General features: G+C 59.5%; 18 protein-coding genes. 12 read left to right on the forward strand and 6 right to left on the reverse strand.

The features are described from left to right. The first annotated feature begins 16 nt into the window (after window positions 1-16). From bchC to dxs, 11 genes are all read left to right on the forward strand, one after another. Complete coding sequence (gene bchC, locus V8J84_RS02030; protein ID WP_339927929.1) at window positions 17-958, forward strand: chlorophyll synthesis pathway protein BchC; 942 nt, start codon at window positions 17-19, stop codon at window positions 956-958. After that, window positions 955-1,956 carry a chlorophyllide a reductase iron protein subunit X gene (locus V8J84_RS02035; protein WP_339927930.1) on the forward strand — a complete coding sequence of 334 codons (1,002 nt, stop codon included), beginning with the start codon at window positions 955-957 and terminating at the stop codon, window positions 1,954-1,956. The genes bchC and V8J84_RS02035 overlap by 4 nt, the downstream gene beginning before the upstream one ends. Then, entirely contained in the window at window positions 1,949-3,538 is a 1,590-nt protein-coding gene (bchY, locus tag V8J84_RS02040) for a chlorophyllide a reductase subunit Y (protein ID WP_339927931.1), read from the forward strand. The genes V8J84_RS02035 and bchY overlap by 8 nt, the downstream gene beginning before the upstream one ends. Then, window positions 3,538-4,998 (forward strand): chlorophyllide a reductase subunit Z, encoded by a 1,461-nt coding sequence (bchZ, locus tag V8J84_RS02045; protein ID WP_339927932.1) that lies wholly within the window; start codon window positions 3,538-3,540, stop codon window positions 4,996-4,998. The genes bchY and bchZ overlap by 1 nt, the downstream gene beginning before the upstream one ends. Further along, window positions 4,995-5,222, forward strand: a complete 228-nt coding sequence (gene pufQ, locus V8J84_RS02050; RefSeq protein ID WP_339927933.1) for a cytochrome PufQ — start codon at window positions 4,995-4,997, stop codon at window positions 5,220-5,222. Before bchZ ends, pufQ begins: the two co-directional genes overlap by 4 nt. Before the next feature lie 118 nt (window positions 5,223-5,340). Continuing rightward, window positions 5,341-5,496: a light-harvesting antenna LH1, beta subunit gene (gene pufB, locus V8J84_RS02055; RefSeq protein ID WP_339927934.1), complete on the forward strand. Its 156-nt coding sequence runs from the start codon at window positions 5,341-5,343 to the stop codon at window positions 5,494-5,496. 15 nt (window positions 5,497-5,511) lie between these two features. After that, entirely contained in the window at window positions 5,512-5,676 is a 165-nt protein-coding gene (pufA, locus tag V8J84_RS02060) for a light-harvesting antenna LH1, alpha subunit (protein ID WP_339927935.1), read from the forward strand. Window positions 5,677-5,797: 121 nt separating this feature from the next. Then, window positions 5,798-6,628, forward strand: coding sequence for a photosynthetic reaction center subunit L (gene pufL / locus V8J84_RS02065; RefSeq protein WP_339927936.1), 831 nt, complete (start codon window positions 5,798-5,800; stop codon window positions 6,626-6,628). A 14-nt stretch (window positions 6,629-6,642) separates the two neighbouring features. Beyond that, window positions 6,643-7,572, forward strand: a complete 930-nt coding sequence (gene pufM / locus V8J84_RS02070) for a photosynthetic reaction center subunit M (protein ID WP_339927937.1) — start codon at window positions 6,643-6,645, stop codon at window positions 7,570-7,572. A gap of 12 nt (window positions 7,573-7,584) precedes the next feature. Continuing rightward, on the forward strand, window positions 7,585-7,827 hold the full coding sequence (gene pufX, locus V8J84_RS02075) for an RC-LH1 core complex protein PufX (RefSeq protein WP_339927938.1): 243 nt from the start codon (window positions 7,585-7,587) through the stop codon (window positions 7,825-7,827). Window positions 7,828-8,025: 198 nt separating this feature from the next. Further along, window positions 8,026-9,927, forward strand: coding sequence for a 1-deoxy-D-xylulose-5-phosphate synthase (gene dxs, locus V8J84_RS02080; RefSeq protein WP_339927939.1), 1,902 nt, complete (start codon window positions 8,026-8,028; stop codon window positions 9,925-9,927). Between the two features lie 4 nt (window positions 9,928-9,931). On the opposite strand, the gene idi is transcribed toward dxs, so the two are convergent. From idi to V8J84_RS02110, 6 genes are all read right to left on the reverse strand, one after another. After that, window positions 9,932-10,483, reverse strand: a complete 552-nt coding sequence (gene idi / locus V8J84_RS02085) for an isopentenyl-diphosphate Delta-isomerase (RefSeq protein WP_339927940.1) — start codon at window positions 10,481-10,483, stop codon at window positions 9,932-9,934. Beyond that, complete coding sequence (locus tag V8J84_RS02090) at window positions 10,480-11,658, reverse strand: geranylgeranyl diphosphate reductase (RefSeq protein WP_339927941.1); 1,179 nt, start codon at window positions 11,656-11,658, stop codon at window positions 10,480-10,482. Before V8J84_RS02090 ends, idi begins: the two co-directional genes overlap by 4 nt. Window positions 11,659-11,661: 3 nt before the next feature. Then, the gene (locus V8J84_RS02095; RefSeq protein WP_445285954.1) at window positions 11,662-12,945 is read right to left on the reverse strand and encodes a BCD family MFS transporter; all 1,284 of its coding nucleotides are present in this window, start codon (window positions 12,943-12,945) and stop codon (window positions 11,662-11,664) included. Further along, on the reverse strand, window positions 12,942-13,841 hold the full coding sequence (chlG, locus tag V8J84_RS02100; protein WP_339927943.1) for a chlorophyll synthase ChlG: 900 nt from the start codon (window positions 13,839-13,841) through the stop codon (window positions 12,942-12,944). The genes V8J84_RS02095 and chlG overlap by 4 nt, the downstream gene beginning before the upstream one ends. Before the next feature lie 55 nt (window positions 13,842-13,896). Then, complete coding sequence (locus V8J84_RS02105; protein ID WP_339927944.1) at window positions 13,897-14,727, reverse strand: cobalamin B12-binding domain-containing protein; 831 nt, start codon at window positions 14,725-14,727, stop codon at window positions 13,897-13,899. A 67-nt stretch (window positions 14,728-14,794) separates the two neighbouring features. Beyond that, window positions 14,795-15,331 (reverse strand): GNAT family N-acetyltransferase, encoded by a 537-nt coding sequence (locus V8J84_RS02110; protein ID WP_339927945.1) that lies wholly within the window; start codon window positions 15,329-15,331, stop codon window positions 14,795-14,797. A gap of 118 nt (window positions 15,332-15,449) precedes the next feature. On the opposite strand from V8J84_RS02110, the gene V8J84_RS02115 reads away from it, so the two are divergent. Then, a complete protein-coding gene (locus V8J84_RS02115) occupies window positions 15,450-16,154 on the forward strand; it encodes an ABC transporter permease (protein WP_339927946.1) in 705 nt (234 codons plus the stop codon). The last annotated feature ends 3 nt before the right edge of the window (window positions 16,155-16,157 follow it).

Raw genomic sequence — 16,157 nt, forward strand, 5'->3', positions numbered from 1 at the left:
GAGGGGGGAACACCTTTTGGAAGCTACCGCTGTCATCTTGAAAGGCCCACGTGATTTGGGTCTTGAGGTGCTGAAAGTCACGCCGCCTGCGGCGTCTGATTTGGTGGTTCAGGTGTCCCATTCCGGCATTTCGACAGGCACGGAAAAACTGTTCTGGTCTGGCAAAATGCCCCCGTTCCCCGGCATGGGTTATCCGCTTGTCCCCGGCTATGAAGCCGCTGGCGAGGTGGTCGAGGCCCCCGCTTCATCCAGTTTCAAAGCAGGCGACCGCGTGTTTGTGCCCGGTGCCAACTGCTACGACGGTGCCTTTGGTCTGTTCGGCGGCGCGTCCAGCCTGCTGGTATCCGACCCGTCCCGCGTCACCCGTATTGATTCCACTCTCGGCGCAGAGGGCGCGTTGCTTGCCTTGGCCGCAACCGCCCGCCACGCGATGGCTGGCCCAAACAAATCTGTCCCCGATTTGATCGTTGGTCACGGTGTGCTGGGCCGTCTGCTCGCGCGCCTGACCATCGCCGCTGGCGCACCTGCACCTACCGTTTGGGAAACTGATCCCGCACGCCACGCAGGTGCCACTGGTTACAACGTCGTCCAGCCAGACGATGACCCCCGCCGCGATTACCAATCGGTCTACGACGCCTCCGGCTCCAACGCCGTGCTAGGTGATCTGATCGGTCGCATCGCCAAGGGCGGCGAGATCGTTCTTGCCGGATTTTACACGGAGGCGATCAATTTCGCCTTCCCGCCCGCTTTCATGAAAGAGGCCCGTTTGCGCATAGCCGCCGAATGGACCCCCGAAGATCTGACCGCCACGCGCGCTTTGGTCGAAAGCGGAACACTCAGCCTTGCCGGGCTGATTACCCATACATCGGCAGCAAGGGACGCCGCCGGTGCATACGAGACCGCGTTCACGGACGCGAACTGTCTCAAAATGATCCTGGACTGGGAGTGTCACACATGAGCCTGGATGTACCAAACCTCAAAGATTACGATGCCAACCTGAAGGCCGAAGCGAACGAGCCAACGCTTGAAGTGCCTCAGGGTGAGCCCACGTCAAAGACGCAGATCATCGCGATCTACGGCAAGGGCGGCATCGGCAAATCATTCACGCTGGCGAATCTGTCGCACATGATGGCCGAAATGGGCAAACGTGTGCTGCTGATCGGCTGCGATCCGAAATCGGATACCACATCGCTATTGTTCGGCGGCAAAGCCTGCCCGACGATTATCGAGACATCTTCCAAGAAGAAACTCGCCGGAGAAGAGGTCGCCATCGGTGATGTCTGCTTCAAACGCGGTGGCGTCTTTGCGATGGAACTTGGTGGGCCAGAGGTCGGACGCGGTTGCGGTGGTCGCGGGATCATCCACGGGTTTGAACTGCTGGAAAAGCTGGGCTTTCACGACTGGGACTTTGATTATGTCCTGCTCGACTTTCTTGGCGACGTGGTCTGCGGCGGCTTTGGCCTGCCCATCGCGCGCGACATGGCGCAGAAGGTTATTCTCGTCGGCTCTAACGACCTGCAATCGCTCTATGTGGCGAACAACGTGTGTTCCGCCGTCGAATACTTCCGCAAAATGGGCGGCAACGTCGGTGTTGCGGGCCTCGTGATCAACAAAGACGACGGCACAGGCGAGGCGCAAGCATTCGCCAAGGCCGTGGACATTCCCGTTCTGGCCGCGATTCCGCAAGACGACGACCTGCGCAAGAAGTCCGCGAACTACCAGATCGTTGGCACGCACGCGTCCCAGTGGGGCCCGATGTTTGAAGGGTTGGCCGAGGCCGTGGGCATCGCCCCGCCCGTGCGCCCGACACCGCTGGATCAGGACGGCCTGTTGGGCTTGTTCGACAGCAAGGATACCGGCGGCGACTACGAACTGGTTCCCGCCACGGCGATAGACATGCGCGGCAAAAACGCGAAGCCTATCGAAAGCCTGGAGGTTGTCTACGACGATGTCTGAGCTTGAAACCCAAGGCTATGAGGTCGGTTACGACGCCTCTGGCAACGTAGAAATCACCGAAGGCGTGTCGCGCAGCGATGCGCCTGATGGCGTTGAGGCGACAGCGATGGAGGGCGGCTGCACAGCAGGTGCCGCCACGATGGAAGCTGCTGCACGTTCCGCTGGTAAATCCGACATTCTGGACCAATACGCCGCCGACTATCCCGTCGGCCCGCACGACCAACCGCAAAGCATGTGCCCCGCATTCGGATCACTGCGCGTTGGTCTGCGGATGAAGCGCACGGCAACGGTCCTGTCCGGTTCCGCCTGCTGCGTCTACGGTCTGACATTCGTGTCCCACTTCTACGGCGCGCGCCGCTCCGTCGGCTACGTCCCGTTCAACTCCGAGACTTTGGTCACGGGCAAGCTGTTCGAGGATATCCGCGAAAGCGTGCAGGCCATGGCCGATCCTGACAAATACGACAGTATTGTCGTCACCAACCTTTGCGTGCCAACCGCATCCGGCGTGCCGTTGCGGTTGCTGCCCAAGGAAATCAACGGCGTGCGCATCGTCGGCATCGACGTGCCCGGTTTTGGCATCCCGACCCACGCAGAGGCGAAAGATGTCCTCGCTGGTGCGATGCTTGAATACGCCCGCGAAGAGATCAAGGCAGGCCCCGTGCCGATGCCCGCTTCCGGCAAATCCGACCGCCCGACAGTCAGCCTGCTGGGCGAGATGTTCCCCGCAGATCCGATGATGATCGGCGCGATGCTGGCCCCAATGGGCCTTGCCGCGGGTCCCGTGGTGCCGTGCCGCGAATGGCGCGAGCTTTATGCAGCGTTGGACAGTGGCGCGGTTGCAGCAATCCACCCGTTCTACACCGCGTCGGTGCGTGCTTTCCAAGCCGCTGGCCGCCCCGTGATCGGCTCCGCCCCCGTGGGCTACGACGGCACCGCCGCGTGGCTGGCCGCCGTGGGCGAGGCCTTCAACCTGACCGCCGACAAAGTTGCCGCCGCACAAAACCAGTTCCTGCCCGCGATCAAGGGCGCGTTTGCGAACGTACCGATTAACGGCACAATCACCGTGTCGGGCTACGAAGGCAGTGAATTGCTTGTCGCCCGCCTGCTGATCGAAAGCGGCGCTGATGTGCCATACGTTGGCACCGCCTGCCCCAAGACACCTTGGTCCGCAGATGACGCTGCTTGGCTCGAAACGAAGGGCACAAAGATCGTCTATCGCGCGTCTCTTGAGGATGACATGAGCGCCGTTGAGGCGATCAAGCCCGACCTCGCCATCGGCACCACGCCGATTGTGCAAAAGTCCAAAGAGCTGGGCATCCCCGCGCTCTATTTCACCAACCTGATCTCCGCGCGCCCCTTGATGGGTCCGGCAGGTGCAGGGTCCTTGGCCGAGGTCGTGAATGCGGCGATGGGCAACAAGGATCGCATGCAAAAAATGCGCGCCTTCTTTGAAGTTGTCGGTGCTGAGGATACGGCTGGCGTCTGGGAAAAGTCGCCCAACCTGCAACCGAACTTCCGTGCGCTGAACGTGAAGAAACTCGAAAAAGCGGCTCGCGTCGCCAAAGCGCAGGAGATGATCTGATGTTAATCACTGATCACGACCGCGCTGGCGGATATTGGGGCGCTGTCTACGCGTTCTGCGCCGTCAAAGGCCTGCAAGTTGTCATTGACGGACCAGTGGGCTGCGAGAACCTGCCGGTCACATCCGTGTTGCACTACACCGACGCGCTTCCTCCGCACGAGTTGCCGATTGTCGTCACTGGCTTGGGCGAATCCGAGATGGGCGAAGGCACCGAAGAGGCGATGAAACGGGCGTGGCAAACGCTTGATCCTGCCCTGCCTGCTGTTGTTGTGACGGGCTCCATTGCCGAGATGATCGGTGGTGGCGTGACGCCGCAAGGCACGAATATTCAACGCTTTCTGCCGCGCACCATTGATGAAGATCAGTGGGAAAGTGCAGACCGCGCAATGACGTGGATCTTCACCGAATTTGGCATGACCAAGGGCCGTATGCCCAAGGAAGCCAAGCGCGAAGAAGGCTCCGCGCCCCGCGTGAATATCCTTGGGCCGATGTATGGCACGTTCAACATGCCCTCCGATCTGGCCGAAATCCGGCGCTTGATCGAAGGCATTGGCGCCGATGTAAACATGGTGATGCCGCTGGGCGCACATGTCGCTGAGATGCGCAATCTGGTCAACGCGGATGTGAACGTCTGCATGTATCGCGAGTTTGGCCGTGGCCTGTGCGAAGTGCTGGGCAAGCCCTATCTGCAAGCGCCTGTCGGTATCGACAGCACAACGAAATTCCTGCGCAAGCTGGGCGATATGCTGGGCCTCGACCCGGAGCCGTTCATCGAGCAGGAGAAGCATTCTACAATTAAACCCGTCTGGGATTTGTGGCGCTCTGTGACGCAGGATTTCTTTGCGACCGCGTCCTTCGGGATCGTCGCGAACGAAACCTATGCACGCGGCATCCGCAACTTCCTCGAGAATGATCTGGGTCTGCCCTGTGCCTTCGCCGTTGCCCGCACGCGTGGCAAGAAAACCGACAACGATGAAGTCCGCGCCATGATGCACGAGAAGCGTCCGCTCATCGTGATGGGGTCGATCAACGAAAAGATGTATCTGGCGGAAATGAAGGCAGGCTTTGGCCCGTCGCCAACATTCATCCCCGCCAGCTTCCCCGGTGCCGCAATCCGCCGTGCGACAGGCACGCCGTTCATGGGCTACGCGGGGGCGACTTACCTTGTGCAAGAGGTCTGCAATGGCCTGTTCGATGCGCTGTTCCACATCCTGCCGCTGGGCACGGAAATGGACGCTGCCGAGGCCACACCGACACCGCTGCGCCGCGATTTCCCTTGGGATGCAGATGCGCAAGCCAAGCTGGACGAGATCGTCGCCAGCCACCCAATTTTGACACGGATTTCCGCCGCCAAAACCCTCAGAGACGCCGCCGAAAAGCGCGCGCTTGATGCGGGTGATGCGCGGGTCGTGTTGGAAACCGTCAAAGCCCTGCAACCAGCTTCGGGAGGAGCGACATGACAGACTTTACCACAGACACACAGGTGACAGCCCGTTCAAAGTCGAACGGCGCCAACCGCGAATACTACACGTATTTCGCGATCATCTTCGTGGCCACATTGCCGCTGGCGTTTCTGACGTGGGGCCTGCGGGCGCTGCGCCAAATGACACTGCCAGAGCAGGGGCCGATCAAGGCCGCTTGGTCACAGGCACAGATTATCACGCCACGCATATTCTCTGCGTGAGTGTGAACCTCGAATTCGCCATTCCCCCCCGGGGTGGTGGATTAGGGCAGGGGATGAGCCCCTGTCGTAACCCAGCCGCGGGGGGTGCGCGGCGTCGGTACATATTTGGAGACAAAAAATGGCTGATAAAACTGACTTGTCCTTTACCGGACTGACAGACGAGCAAGCGCAGGAATTGCACTCCGTCTATGTGAGCGGGTTCTACCTCTTCACTGCTGTTGCAGTGGTTGCTCACATTCTGACGTACATCAAACTGCCTTGGTTTGCTTGGTAGAAAGGATCATTTGAAATGGCACAGTTCTACAAAATCTGGCTGATCTTCGACCCGCGCCGCGTCTTCGTGGCACAGGGCGTGTTCCTGTTTTTGCTCGCAGCGATGATTCACCTCGTCCTGCTCAGCAATCCAGAAACCAACTGGTTCGACCGCGCTTTCGCGGCCGAAGAGATGGAATAAGAGATCGCACTTAACAACGCAGCGGGCGGATCCACGCCGCCCGCCGCAAACCAAAACGACATGAACATTTGACGCACGCCGACCCGTCATTCCGACATTCGGCGCTCAGAGGAGAAAGAAGATGGCACAGCTCAGCTTCGAAAGAAAATACCGGGTCCGGGGTGGGACATTGGTTGGCGGCGATCTGTTCGATTTCTGGGTGGGGCCGTTCTACGTTGGCTTCTTTGGCGTCACGACATTCTTTTTCGCGGCACTGGGAACGATCATGATCTTTTACGGTGCTGCCCTTGGCGACACCTGGAACCCCTGGTTGATCTCAATCGATCCGCCATCGCTTGAAACCGGCTTGGGCGTGGCCCCGCTGGCCGAAGGTGGCATCTGGCAGATCGTGACGGTCTGCGCGACGCTTGCCTTTATCAGTTGGGCGATGCGAGAGGTCGAGATTTGCCGCAAGCTGGGCATGGGATACCACGTACCCTTTGCCTTCAGCATCGCGATTTTGGCCTACGTCACTCTTGTCATCATCCGCCCCGTTCTGATGGGCGCGTGGGGGCACGGATTTCCTTACGGGATTTTCAGCCACCTTGATTGGGTGAATAACGTGGGCTACGCCTATGGCAACTTCCACTATAACCCCGCGCATATGATCGCCATCACGTTCTTCTTTACGACGTGTCTGGCGCTGGCGCTGCACGGGTCGCTGGTTCTGTCGGCGGTCAATCCCGGTAAGGGCAAGACCATTGGCACACCAGACCACGAAGACACCTATTTCCGCGATCTGATCGGCTATTCGATCGGGCCATTGGGCATTCACCGTCTGGGTCTGTTTCTGGCGCTGATGGCGGGCTTCTGGTCGGCGGTCTGTATCGTGATTTCGGGCACCATCTGGTTCGACGCATGGATCGCATGGTGGGATTGGTACGCTGAATTGCCCTGGTGGGCGGATCTGTAAGAGGGATATAAATTATGGCTGAATATCAAAATATCTTTACGCAGGTTCAGGTGCAGGGACCGCCGGAGATGGGTGTAGACCCGACCGGCACCCTTGACCGCGAGCGCACGAACTCTGCGTCATTTTCAAAACTGGCGGGCCTGATCGGCAACGCGCAGCTGGGGCCGATTTACCTTGGGCCGTTCGGCTTGGTGTCGCTGGCAACAGGTTTCGCGTGGTTCTTTATCGTAGGCATGAACTACTGGTGGCAGGTCGACTATTCGCCCGCCCTGTTCCTGCGCGATCTGTTCTGGCTGTCGCTGGAACCACCGGGGCCTGAATATGGTCTGGGCATGGCACCACTGAATGACGGGGGGTGGTGGCTCATATCATCGTTCTTCTTGTTGGTCAGCGTCATCGCGTGGTGGATCCGCACCTACCTGCGGGCCGAAGAACTGGGCCTTGGCAAGCACGTCAGCTGGGCTTTCGCCTCCGCGATCTGGCTGTTCCTTGTGCTGGGTCTGATCCGGCCCGTGTTGATGGGGTCATGGTCAGAGGCTGTGCCTTACGGCATCTTTAGCCACCTTGACTGGACGAACCTGTTTTCGCTGACCTATGGCAACCTGTTCTACAACCCGTTCCACGCCCTTTCGATTGTGTTCCTTTATGGCTCTGCCCTGCTGTTCGCGATGCACGGTGCAACCATTCTGGCAGTCAGCCGTTACGGCGGCGAGCGCGAGATCGAACAGATCGTGGACCGCGGCACCGCGTCCGAGCGTGCAGCTTTGTTCTGGCGCTGGACCATGGGCTTTAACGCCACGATGGAAGGTATCCACCGCTGGGCTTGGTGGTTCGCAGTTCTGACAACGCTGACCGGCGGTATCGGTATCCTGCTGACCGGCACAGTTGTCGACAACTGGTTCATCTGGGCCCAAGACCACGGCTTTGCGCCGCTTGACCAATAGGGAGACTGACAAATGTCTGATGATAACAACTATCTTGGCACGCAGCACGATCCCCAACTGCGCCTGAAGGCCGATGTGCTGATGCTGCAGTTGAAAGGTGCCGGATACGCAGCCGTGTTCTGCATCGTGGCAGCGCTGTCGATCTGGGCGCTGTACGGTTTGGGGCTATTGCTGCCGGAAGAAAGCAAAAACCAGCCGGACCCAACGCCGTTTTCCTACAACCTGACCGTTCCTGTCACAGTGGATCAGGCCTGAGAATTTGCGGCGGGCCGCACGTTGGCCCGCCGCATATACGTTTCCGAAAACCCCGTCCCTTGGGTTTTTCGGAAAGCGCCGGGGCGTGACACCCTGGCACCCCCTGTTGGCTACAGGGGACCGGGATGAGGCTTCGGCCCATCCCGGTCTATGCCACCAGCGTTCCCTCGCCAGGGGTGCTGTGAGAAAGGAAATGTCATGACCAACTCCCCCATTCTGGACAGGGTGCATAGCCCGTTCGATCTGAAATCACTGACCGACGCCGAACTGTCTGCTTTGGCTGACGAGTTACGGACCGAAGTGGTCGAGGCTGTCGCTCAAACCGGTGGCCACCTTGGATCATCGCTGGGTGTGGTCGAACTGACCGTCGCACTGCACGCCGTGTTCGACACCCCCCGCGATAAGCTGATCTGGGACGTGGGCCACCAGTGTTACCCGCACAAGGTGCTGACCGGCAGGCGCGACCGCATGAGCACCCTGCGCCAAGAGGGCGGCATCTCCGGCTTCACCAAACGCAGCGAAAGCGAATACGACCCGTTTGGCGCGGCCCACTCGTCCACTTCGATTTCTGCGGCCCTTGGCTTTACCGTGGCGCGCGACATGGGCGAACCAACTGGCGACGCGATTGCTGTCATTGGGGACGGTTCGATCAGCGCTGGCATGGCCTACGAGGCGATGAATAACGCAGGCCACGAAGGCCGCCGCATGTTTGTCATCCTCAACGACAACGAAATGTCGATCGCCCCTCCTGTGGGTGCAATGTCATCCTACCTGTCGCAGCTTTACGCATCACCGCTTGGCCAGTTGCAGAACATGGCAGAAGGGTTCGAATCCGCGCTGCCCGGGCCCTTGCGCGACCATGCACGCCGCGCGCGGCAGATGGTCACCGGTGCCGTTGGCGCCGAGGGCACATTGTTTGAACAGCTTGGCTTCCAGTATGTCGGCCCGATTGACGGGCATGACATGAACCAGCTGCTGTCCGTCCTGCGCGCCACGAAGGTGCGCGCAACCGGACCCGTGCTGATCCATTGCTGCACGATCAAAGGCAAGGGTTACGCCCCAGCAGAAAGTTCCGCTGACAAATACCATGGTGTATCCAAATTTGATGTATCAAGCGGTCAGCAGTCAAAATCACGTGCAAATGCGATTAGCTATACCAAAGCCTATGGCGAGGCGCTGTCAAAGCTTGCCGAAACAGATAGTAAAATCGTTGGGATCACCGCCGCCATGCCCTCTGGCACAGGCATGGACATTTTTGCCAAGGCCCATCCGAAACGCATGTTTGATGTGGGCATCGCCGAACAGCATGGGGTGACATTTGCCGCCGGTTTGGCTGCGGGCGGGCTGAAGCCGTTCTGCACGATTTATTCCACGTTTCTGCAACGCGGGTATGACCAGATTGTCCACGATGTGGCCCTGCAAAATCTGCCCGTACGCTTTGCTATTGATCGCGCCGGTCTTGTTGGCGCGGATGGTGCGACCCACGCTGGTGCGTTTGATATCGGGTACTTGTCCGCCCTGCCCAACATGACCGTCATGGCCGCGAGCGATGAAGCTGAACTGGTCCATATGGTCGCCACCGCCGCCGCCCACGACAGCGGTCCCATCGCGTTCCGCTATCCGCGGGGTGAAGGTGAGGGTGTTGAGATGCCAGAGGTCGGCACCGTGCTAGAGATCGGCAAAGGCCGCATCGTCCGCGAAGGGAGCGACGTCGCCATTATGTCCTTTGGTGCGCATCTGGGCGAAAGCCGCAAAGCCGCCGAATTGCTGGAGGCACAGGGTGTCTCCGCGACTATCGCTGACGCCCGATTTGCCAAGCCGCTCGATACAGCGATGATCCGGCAATTGATGAAAAACCACCGCGCCTTGATCACTATTGAACAGGGGTCCGAAGGCGGGTTTGGCGCGATGGTGCTGCACCATCTTGCGAACTCCGGCCAATTAGATGGCACGACTGCCGTGCGCACGATGACGCTGCCGGACCGCTTTATCGATCAGGCGGCACCGGACGCGATGTATGCAGATGCAGGATTAACAGCGACAGATATCGCAGCGACCGCGATGCAGGCGCTGGGTGTGAAAACCAAAGTCGAAAGCTAAACGATCAGGCCGCGACGCCGAAGATCATGTCGCGGTGCTTTTCCAGATAGATGCGCAGCCATGGGGTGAACCGCTCTGGCTGTGCCCTGACCTGCGCGATCAGATCGTCGTATCCGACCCACGCGGTGGCCATCACCTCGTCAGGGTTCGGCGCAATTGTCAGCGCCATGTCGGTGTCAGCGACAAAAACGTCAACCTCTTCATGCTCGATCAAGCCACCACCGACATCGGCGCGGTATTCCACGTGGCCACGATATGAGGGTGTCAGTCCGGCGATCCCAAGCTCTTCTTGCAGTCGCCGCACGGCACAATCGGCTTCATCCTCGCCCCAGGACGGATGGGTGCAGCAGGTATTGGCCCAAAGCTCTGGCGTATGGTATTTATGCGCGGCGCGTTGCTGGATAAGAACTTTGTCACCAGCCATCACAAACACAGACACCGCCTTGTGACGCAGCCCCTCAACATGGGCGGCGAGCTTATCGTAAGGGCGCAGATCACCGTTCACCCATGTGGGGATCATGATGCCTGCGGTGTCGTTTGTGGTGGCGTTTGTCATACGCGGGTTTCTGACACGATGCCTGCAAGATGGGCAAGGTTCTTGATCCCGATTTTCAGGTGCGCCATGGGACGCGCCTTCACCAGCTTTTTGTTCATATACGCTTCGAAAGTGAGGCGCTGCACGTCGATATCGTGGCATAGCGACACAAACCGTTCGCGGCGGGCGTCAGAGCGGTAATAGGCGTTCTGCATCGCACCCAGCACGCGGAACACCTGCTTGTGTTCGCGCATGAACAGCTTGCGGGCCAGTTGCAGGTCTTTTGCACGGCCAGAGGCAAGACAGGCCGACGCGGCAGTCGCAGCCACGCGCCCACCCATCATCGCATAGTAGATGCCTTCGCCTGACGACGGCGCAACCACGCCTGCCGCATCTCCGGCCAACACCAGATCCTTGCCATTGTCCCACTTGTCCATAGGGCGCAGCGGAATGGGTGCGCCTTCGCGGCGGATGGTTTTGCAATTGGACAGCCCCGATGCCGCGCGCAAATCTGCGGTGGCTTTCTTCAGGTCGATCCCGTCGATTCCTGTGCCCATGCCAACGCTCGCGGATTTGCCGTGCGGGAAAACCCAGCCGTAGAAATCCGGACTGATCGCGCCGTCATAGATGACGTCACAGCGCAATGGGTCATATTCAGCCGTGGGCTCTGGTGCTTCAATAATTTCGTGATAGGCGATCACATAAGGGATACGCCGCCCGCCGGGAACTTCTGCCCGTGCAACACCAGAGCGCGCACCATCAGCCCCGATGATCAGCTTGGTTGCAAGCGACTGTTCATTGCCTGACACCTTATCGCGGAACACGACACGGGTGCCGTCGGCATCCCGCTCGATCCGCAGAAATGTGCCTGTGTAGCGGTGTGCACCGGCGGCCTTGGCGCGGTCGCGCAGGAAGGCGTCAAAGTGTTCGCGATCCACCATTCCGACATAGCCGTTTTCAATCGGGATATCGACCTGCCGACCCGTGGGCGAAATCATGCGCGCGGTGTTCACCTTGGCGACGATCTGGCTGTCGGGAATATCAAAGTCGGCAATCAGGCGGGGCGGCACGGCACCGCCGCACGGTTTGATCCGCCCGTCACGGTCAATCATCGCCACCGTTTTCCCCGAACGGGCAAGGTCTTCGGCGGCTGTAGCGCCAGATGGTCCACCACCAATCACAACAACATCATACATGTTCTATTCCCCCGGAACGAGTGTGGCAGCAGGCCTGCGGCCCGTGTCCATAACGCGCGACGCCATGATGGCCGCCGCGATGAAAATTAGTGCTTCGAAAATAAAGACGGCCCCAAATGCCTCGCCGTCCGTGGTCAGGCGGCGCATGACATCAACGGCGGCAGCGCCGACAAGTCCGCCAAAACCGGCCGCGATGGCCTGTGCTGCACCCCAAAGGCCCATGCGCGTGCCTTCGCGTTGTCCGCGTCCTTCAGAGGCCAGCGCCATCATCGATCCGATTGCGGCCACTGCGAACATACCGTTGAAGAAGCCCAAGGCGACAACCAGCGGGGTCAGCGCCATTTGCGTCAGACCAAATCCTGCCATTGCAATGGCGACGAGGATACCCGCAGAGCCAAGACAGCCTACCATGACCCATGAACGTAGCGCCCCGCGCCGTAATCCGGTGGCCACGATGCCCACTGTTAGCATGCCAAGAAACACACCACCGTTCTGCGCACCGCTTAGCGTGGTGGATTGGCCGGGCGTGAAGGCAAAAACAAGGCCCGCGAACGGCTCAAGGATCAGTTCCTGCATGAAATAGGCGTTCATCGACAGGAACACGAAAAGCGTGAAATTGCGGGTTTTGCGTTCCGACCAAACCTCTTTCAACCCGTCCATGAAGGGTGTTGGTGCTTCGGGTGCGCAAGGCGTGACGCGGCTTTCAATCCGGCCCACGGCCACGATTGTCAGCAGTGTCGCCAGCGCCACGACGACTGTGACAACAGTCATCAGGCGGGCTGGCGTGAATGGATCAAGGAACCCGCCAGAGATGCCAGCGGTCATTGCGATGCCGAAGATCATCATCAGCCACGTAATCGTGGCGGCCGCCGCACGGCGATGCGGCGCAGTTGCTGTCGCCAGAAGCGCCAGAAGCGACGTGCCGGACGCGCCCACGCCCAGCCCGATCATGGCATAGGCCACAATCGACGCGATCAGACCGGCGACATAACTCGTGGCAAACAGTGTCACAGCATAGGCCGCGCCCAATCCACCCAGCGCCAGAATACACATGCCGCCGATGATCCACTTGGTGCGGTTGCCACCCGTGTCCGAGGTAAAACCCCACCGAGGTCGCGTCATCTGAATACCGTAGTGCAGCGCGACCAGCGCGCCCGGCAAGACTGCTGGCAGGGCGTATTCGACGACCATCAGCCTGTTCAGTGTGGATGTGGTCAACACCACGACAGCGCCCAATGCCATCTGGACAAAGCCCAGTCGCACGATCTGGAACCAGCTTAGCATCAGGCAATCCCCCGTAGTGCAAAGGCGGCGACCATCATGCCAGCCACGTAAAGTGTGACGCCCGTGCCGTTATACCATGGCGCGCGGCCTTTCGGATCGCGCAGCAAAACCCGCATGGCAGCAAGCTGCGCCGCCAGCGCCGCTGCAATCGCCAGTGCAAAAAGCGGGCGATCCCAGATGGCCAGCAGGGACACGACAGCCAGTTGTGGCAGGGCCATGATCCAGCAGGCTGCAATCGCCGCACGGCGCGGGCCAAGCGTCACAGGCAGGGAATTGACGCCCATCTGCCTGTCGCCTTCCAGCGCCTTAAAATCGTTTAGCGTCATAATGCCGTGTGCGCCGAGGGCATAGAGGGCCGCGATCACGACAATCTCCCACGCGGGGAAGCCAGCGGAAAGCACCGCCGCGCCTGTGAACCACGGCAGCCCTTCGTAGCACAGACCGACAAGTCCCGGACCCCACCAGCCGGATCGCTTAAGTCGGACAGGTTCTGCGGAATAGGCCCATGCTGCGGCCACACCAACGATGGTCGCGGCAAAGCCCCACGGCCCAAGCAACGACCCGACCAGTAGCGACAAAACCGACATCGCCAGCGCAATCCACAGCCCCCAACGACCGGGTATCCGGCCAGACGGGATAGGGCGGTCGGGCTCATTGATTGCGTCCACATGGCGGTCGCACCAGTCATTGGCGGCTTGCGACATGCCGCAGACAATCGGCCCGGCCAGAATGATACCAAGAATGACAAACGTCAGACTGCCGCCCAGCGGCACGCCAACAGATATGACGCCGCACAGATAGGCCCACATCGGCGGGAACCACGTGATCGGTTTGATCAGTTGGAGCGCTGCTGCAGGTTCGGGCAGACGTCTGGTAGGAAGCGATGTGACAGTCGACATAAGTGTCAGTCTAGCCTGACACTTTGCGTCGCTCAAGTGTAATGTCGTCCTTACACTACGTGTTGGGCATTGTCGGCTGTATCGCGGCCCAATGGCTTTCCATCGCCTCGGCGGCTTCCTCGAAAGTCAGCGGCAGCGCGTCCGCCCCGATCAGGCGCAAAGCGTCTTCGTTTGTGGCGACAACATTGCCGCTGATCATGATAAAAGCATTGGGATTGCTCAGGCGCAGCGCCAAAAACAGGCGCGCCAGATCGGTGATGCTGTGCTCTCCGCCTGCGGACAAACCGATGATCACATGGCTGCTTTCGCTGACCTCTGCGACCAGATCATCATGTGACATGCCGACCTTCAAATCGATCTGCCAGCCACGTTTGCGCAGCAAATCGGCGGCCATCCGCACACCGAGCGTGTGCGTTTCGTCCGGAACAGACGCAAAAAGTGCTGATTTCTGGGTGGGGGATTCGCGGGTGCCAAAGAGGTCTGACATCGCCCGCATAATCGCATAAATCCGGCCTGTGCCGACGGTGACATCCAGCAGACTGACGTGATCCGTTTCCCACCACGTACCCAGCTTGCGTGCCGCGCGCGCCAGATAGCTGAGGTAGACCATCTCGATCGACACACCCTCGGCCCGCAGCTGCGCTACAAAATCAGAGCCGGCTTGCGGGTCAGTGGAAATCAGGGCTTTGGCGAGATTCTCGACTTCGGTTTCGGTGGCGGGAATGTCAGCAAGATCCGGGCGGGTGGCATGTGCGGCCACGCGCAGCAGCACCTCTCTTGCAAGAGAGATGAACGAATTTTCGGGCAATCTCTCCCGCAGCCGGTTCAGATCACTGAAGGCTTTTTCGTATTGGTCGTGGCTTATGCCACTATCACTATCGGTCATCGACGCGCTCGTCCCCACCACGCATGTATCCCGTTACTATATCATAAATGTCTTGTTATGGTTGTGGTTATTGGCTTGTAGGGGCTGTGGCGGATTGCCTCACATCGCCCGCCCGCCGGATGTAGCGATACCTTTGCAAAGCGGGCACAAACTCTGCTGATGCAAAACCAACCTGTTTCAGGACATCATGCCGCGCCCGATCCAGTGGATGCGCCAACGCCGTCACCGTCGGCAGGCCAAGCACGTGATCTGCGCGGTGCAGGGCGAATTCTGCAAGCTCGACAGCGTAGATGTCACTGTTTTCACCGGGGCGAAAGTGAAACAAAAGCTGTGCTCCGGCGTCCGGATTTCCGGTCTCACCAAGCAGACCACCATATCCGACGATCCTGTCGTCATGTGTCAACCTAATCACCCACGGCGCGTATCCTACACTGCTGCATTGTGCTGCGTTTTGGGCGACCATCCGGCTGGTTTCACTGCCCGAGCCATGGGATTTCGCGTGTTCCATCGTCGCTGTATTACCCATAATGGCAAACAGGTCGGGCGCATCCTGCGGTTGTGGGCGGGCAAGCGAAAGGTGCTGTGTAAAATGCGCATTGGTCATGCGCGGTGTGTTACGACAAACGCGGACCCGCACGTTTAGCATAAATTATAGACAGCGCCGTTAATTCCCAATAGCCCTCGCTCATTCTGTCAAGGCGTGAAGCGGGCAAAGGCGAAACATGTTCGACATCGTGGAAGGATTGCGAGCTGCGTTCTGGCTTGTCGTAACGGGCGACAGCGACCTGATTGCGATCAGCCTGCGGTCCCTGCAAGTTTCGCTTTCGGCGCTGGTGATCGCCTGCTGCATGGCAATCCCGTTTGGCACGTTTCTGGCTGTCTATCGCTTTCGGCACCGCCGCCTTTTGATCGCGTTCATCAATGCGCTGATGGGCTTGCCGCCGGTGGTTGTCGGGCTGATCGTCTATATCCTGCTGTCGCGCTCCGGCCCGTTTGGCGTGCTTGGCCTTTTGTTCACGCCAACCGCAATGATCATCGCACAAGTCATTATCATCACACCTCTGATTGCGTCGATCACACATCAGGCGATGCGGGAACTGTGGGCGGAATATCATGATCTGCTGATTTCTTTGAACACCAGCAAATGGCAGCGGGTCAAAACGCTGATGTGGGACGGGCGCCGCAACTTGCTGACAGCCGCACTTGCAGGGTTTGGCCGCGCGATTGGAGAGGTGGGCGCGATCATGATCGTGGGCGGAAACATCGACAACGCAACCCGCGTCCTGACAACCGCAATTGCGCTGGAAACAGGCAAAGGCGATTTTGCCCTCGCGCTGGGCCTCGGTTTTGTGCTGATAGGGATTGCAGTTCTGGTCAATCTGGCAATCCACTGGATTTCACGGACAGAACGGGGTCGCCGATGGTAGTTG

Origin of the sequence: Yoonia sp. 208BN28-4, assembly GCF_037543925.1 — a bacterium.
In the GTDB taxonomy this organism is placed as follows: domain Bacteria; phylum Pseudomonadota; class Alphaproteobacteria; order Rhodobacterales; family Rhodobacteraceae; genus Yoonia.

Excerpts from the sequence above, each read along its gene's own strand:
- bchZ (WP_339927932.1), top strand. The coding sequence starts at position 3,538 with ATGTTAATCACTGATCACGACCGCGCTGGCGGATATTGGGGCGCTGTC.
- pufX (WP_339927938.1), top strand. The coding sequence starts at position 7,585 with ATGTCTGATGATAACAACTATCTTGGCACGCAGCACGATCCCCAACTG.
- pufA (WP_339927935.1), top strand. The coding sequence starts at position 5,512 with ATGGCACAGTTCTACAAAATCTGGCTGATCTTCGACCCGCGCCGCGTC.
- V8J84_RS02105 (WP_339927944.1), bottom strand. The coding sequence starts at position 14,727 with ATGACCGATAGTGATAGTGGCATAAGCCACGACCAATACGAAAAAGCC.
- V8J84_RS02115 (WP_339927946.1), top strand. The coding sequence starts at position 15,450 with ATGTTCGACATCGTGGAAGGATTGCGAGCTGCGTTCTGGCTTGTCGTA.
- V8J84_RS02035 (WP_339927930.1), top strand. The coding sequence starts at position 955 with ATGAGCCTGGATGTACCAAACCTCAAAGATTACGATGCCAACCTGAAG.
- chlG (WP_339927943.1), bottom strand. The coding sequence starts at position 13,841 with ATGTCGACTGTCACATCGCTTCCTACCAGACGTCTGCCCGAACCTGCA.
- pufB (WP_339927934.1), top strand. The coding sequence starts at position 5,341 with ATGGCTGATAAAACTGACTTGTCCTTTACCGGACTGACAGACGAGCAA.
- V8J84_RS02110 (WP_339927945.1), bottom strand. The coding sequence starts at position 15,331 with ATGACCAATGCGCATTTTACACAGCACCTTTCGCTTGCCCGCCCACAA.
- pufQ (WP_339927933.1), top strand. The coding sequence starts at position 4,995 with ATGACAGACTTTACCACAGACACACAGGTGACAGCCCGTTCAAAGTCG.
- dxs (WP_339927939.1), top strand. The coding sequence starts at position 8,026 with ATGACCAACTCCCCCATTCTGGACAGGGTGCATAGCCCGTTCGATCTG.
- idi (WP_339927940.1), bottom strand. The coding sequence starts at position 10,483 with ATGACAAACGCCACCACAAACGACACCGCAGGCATCATGATCCCCACA.
- pufL (WP_339927936.1), top strand. The coding sequence starts at position 5,798 with ATGGCACAGCTCAGCTTCGAAAGAAAATACCGGGTCCGGGGTGGGACA.
- V8J84_RS02090 (WP_339927941.1), bottom strand. The coding sequence starts at position 11,658 with ATGTATGATGTTGTTGTGATTGGTGGTGGACCATCTGGCGCTACAGCC.
- pufM (WP_339927937.1), top strand. The coding sequence starts at position 6,643 with ATGGCTGAATATCAAAATATCTTTACGCAGGTTCAGGTGCAGGGACCG.
- bchY (WP_339927931.1), top strand. The coding sequence starts at position 1,949 with ATGTCTGAGCTTGAAACCCAAGGCTATGAGGTCGGTTACGACGCCTCT.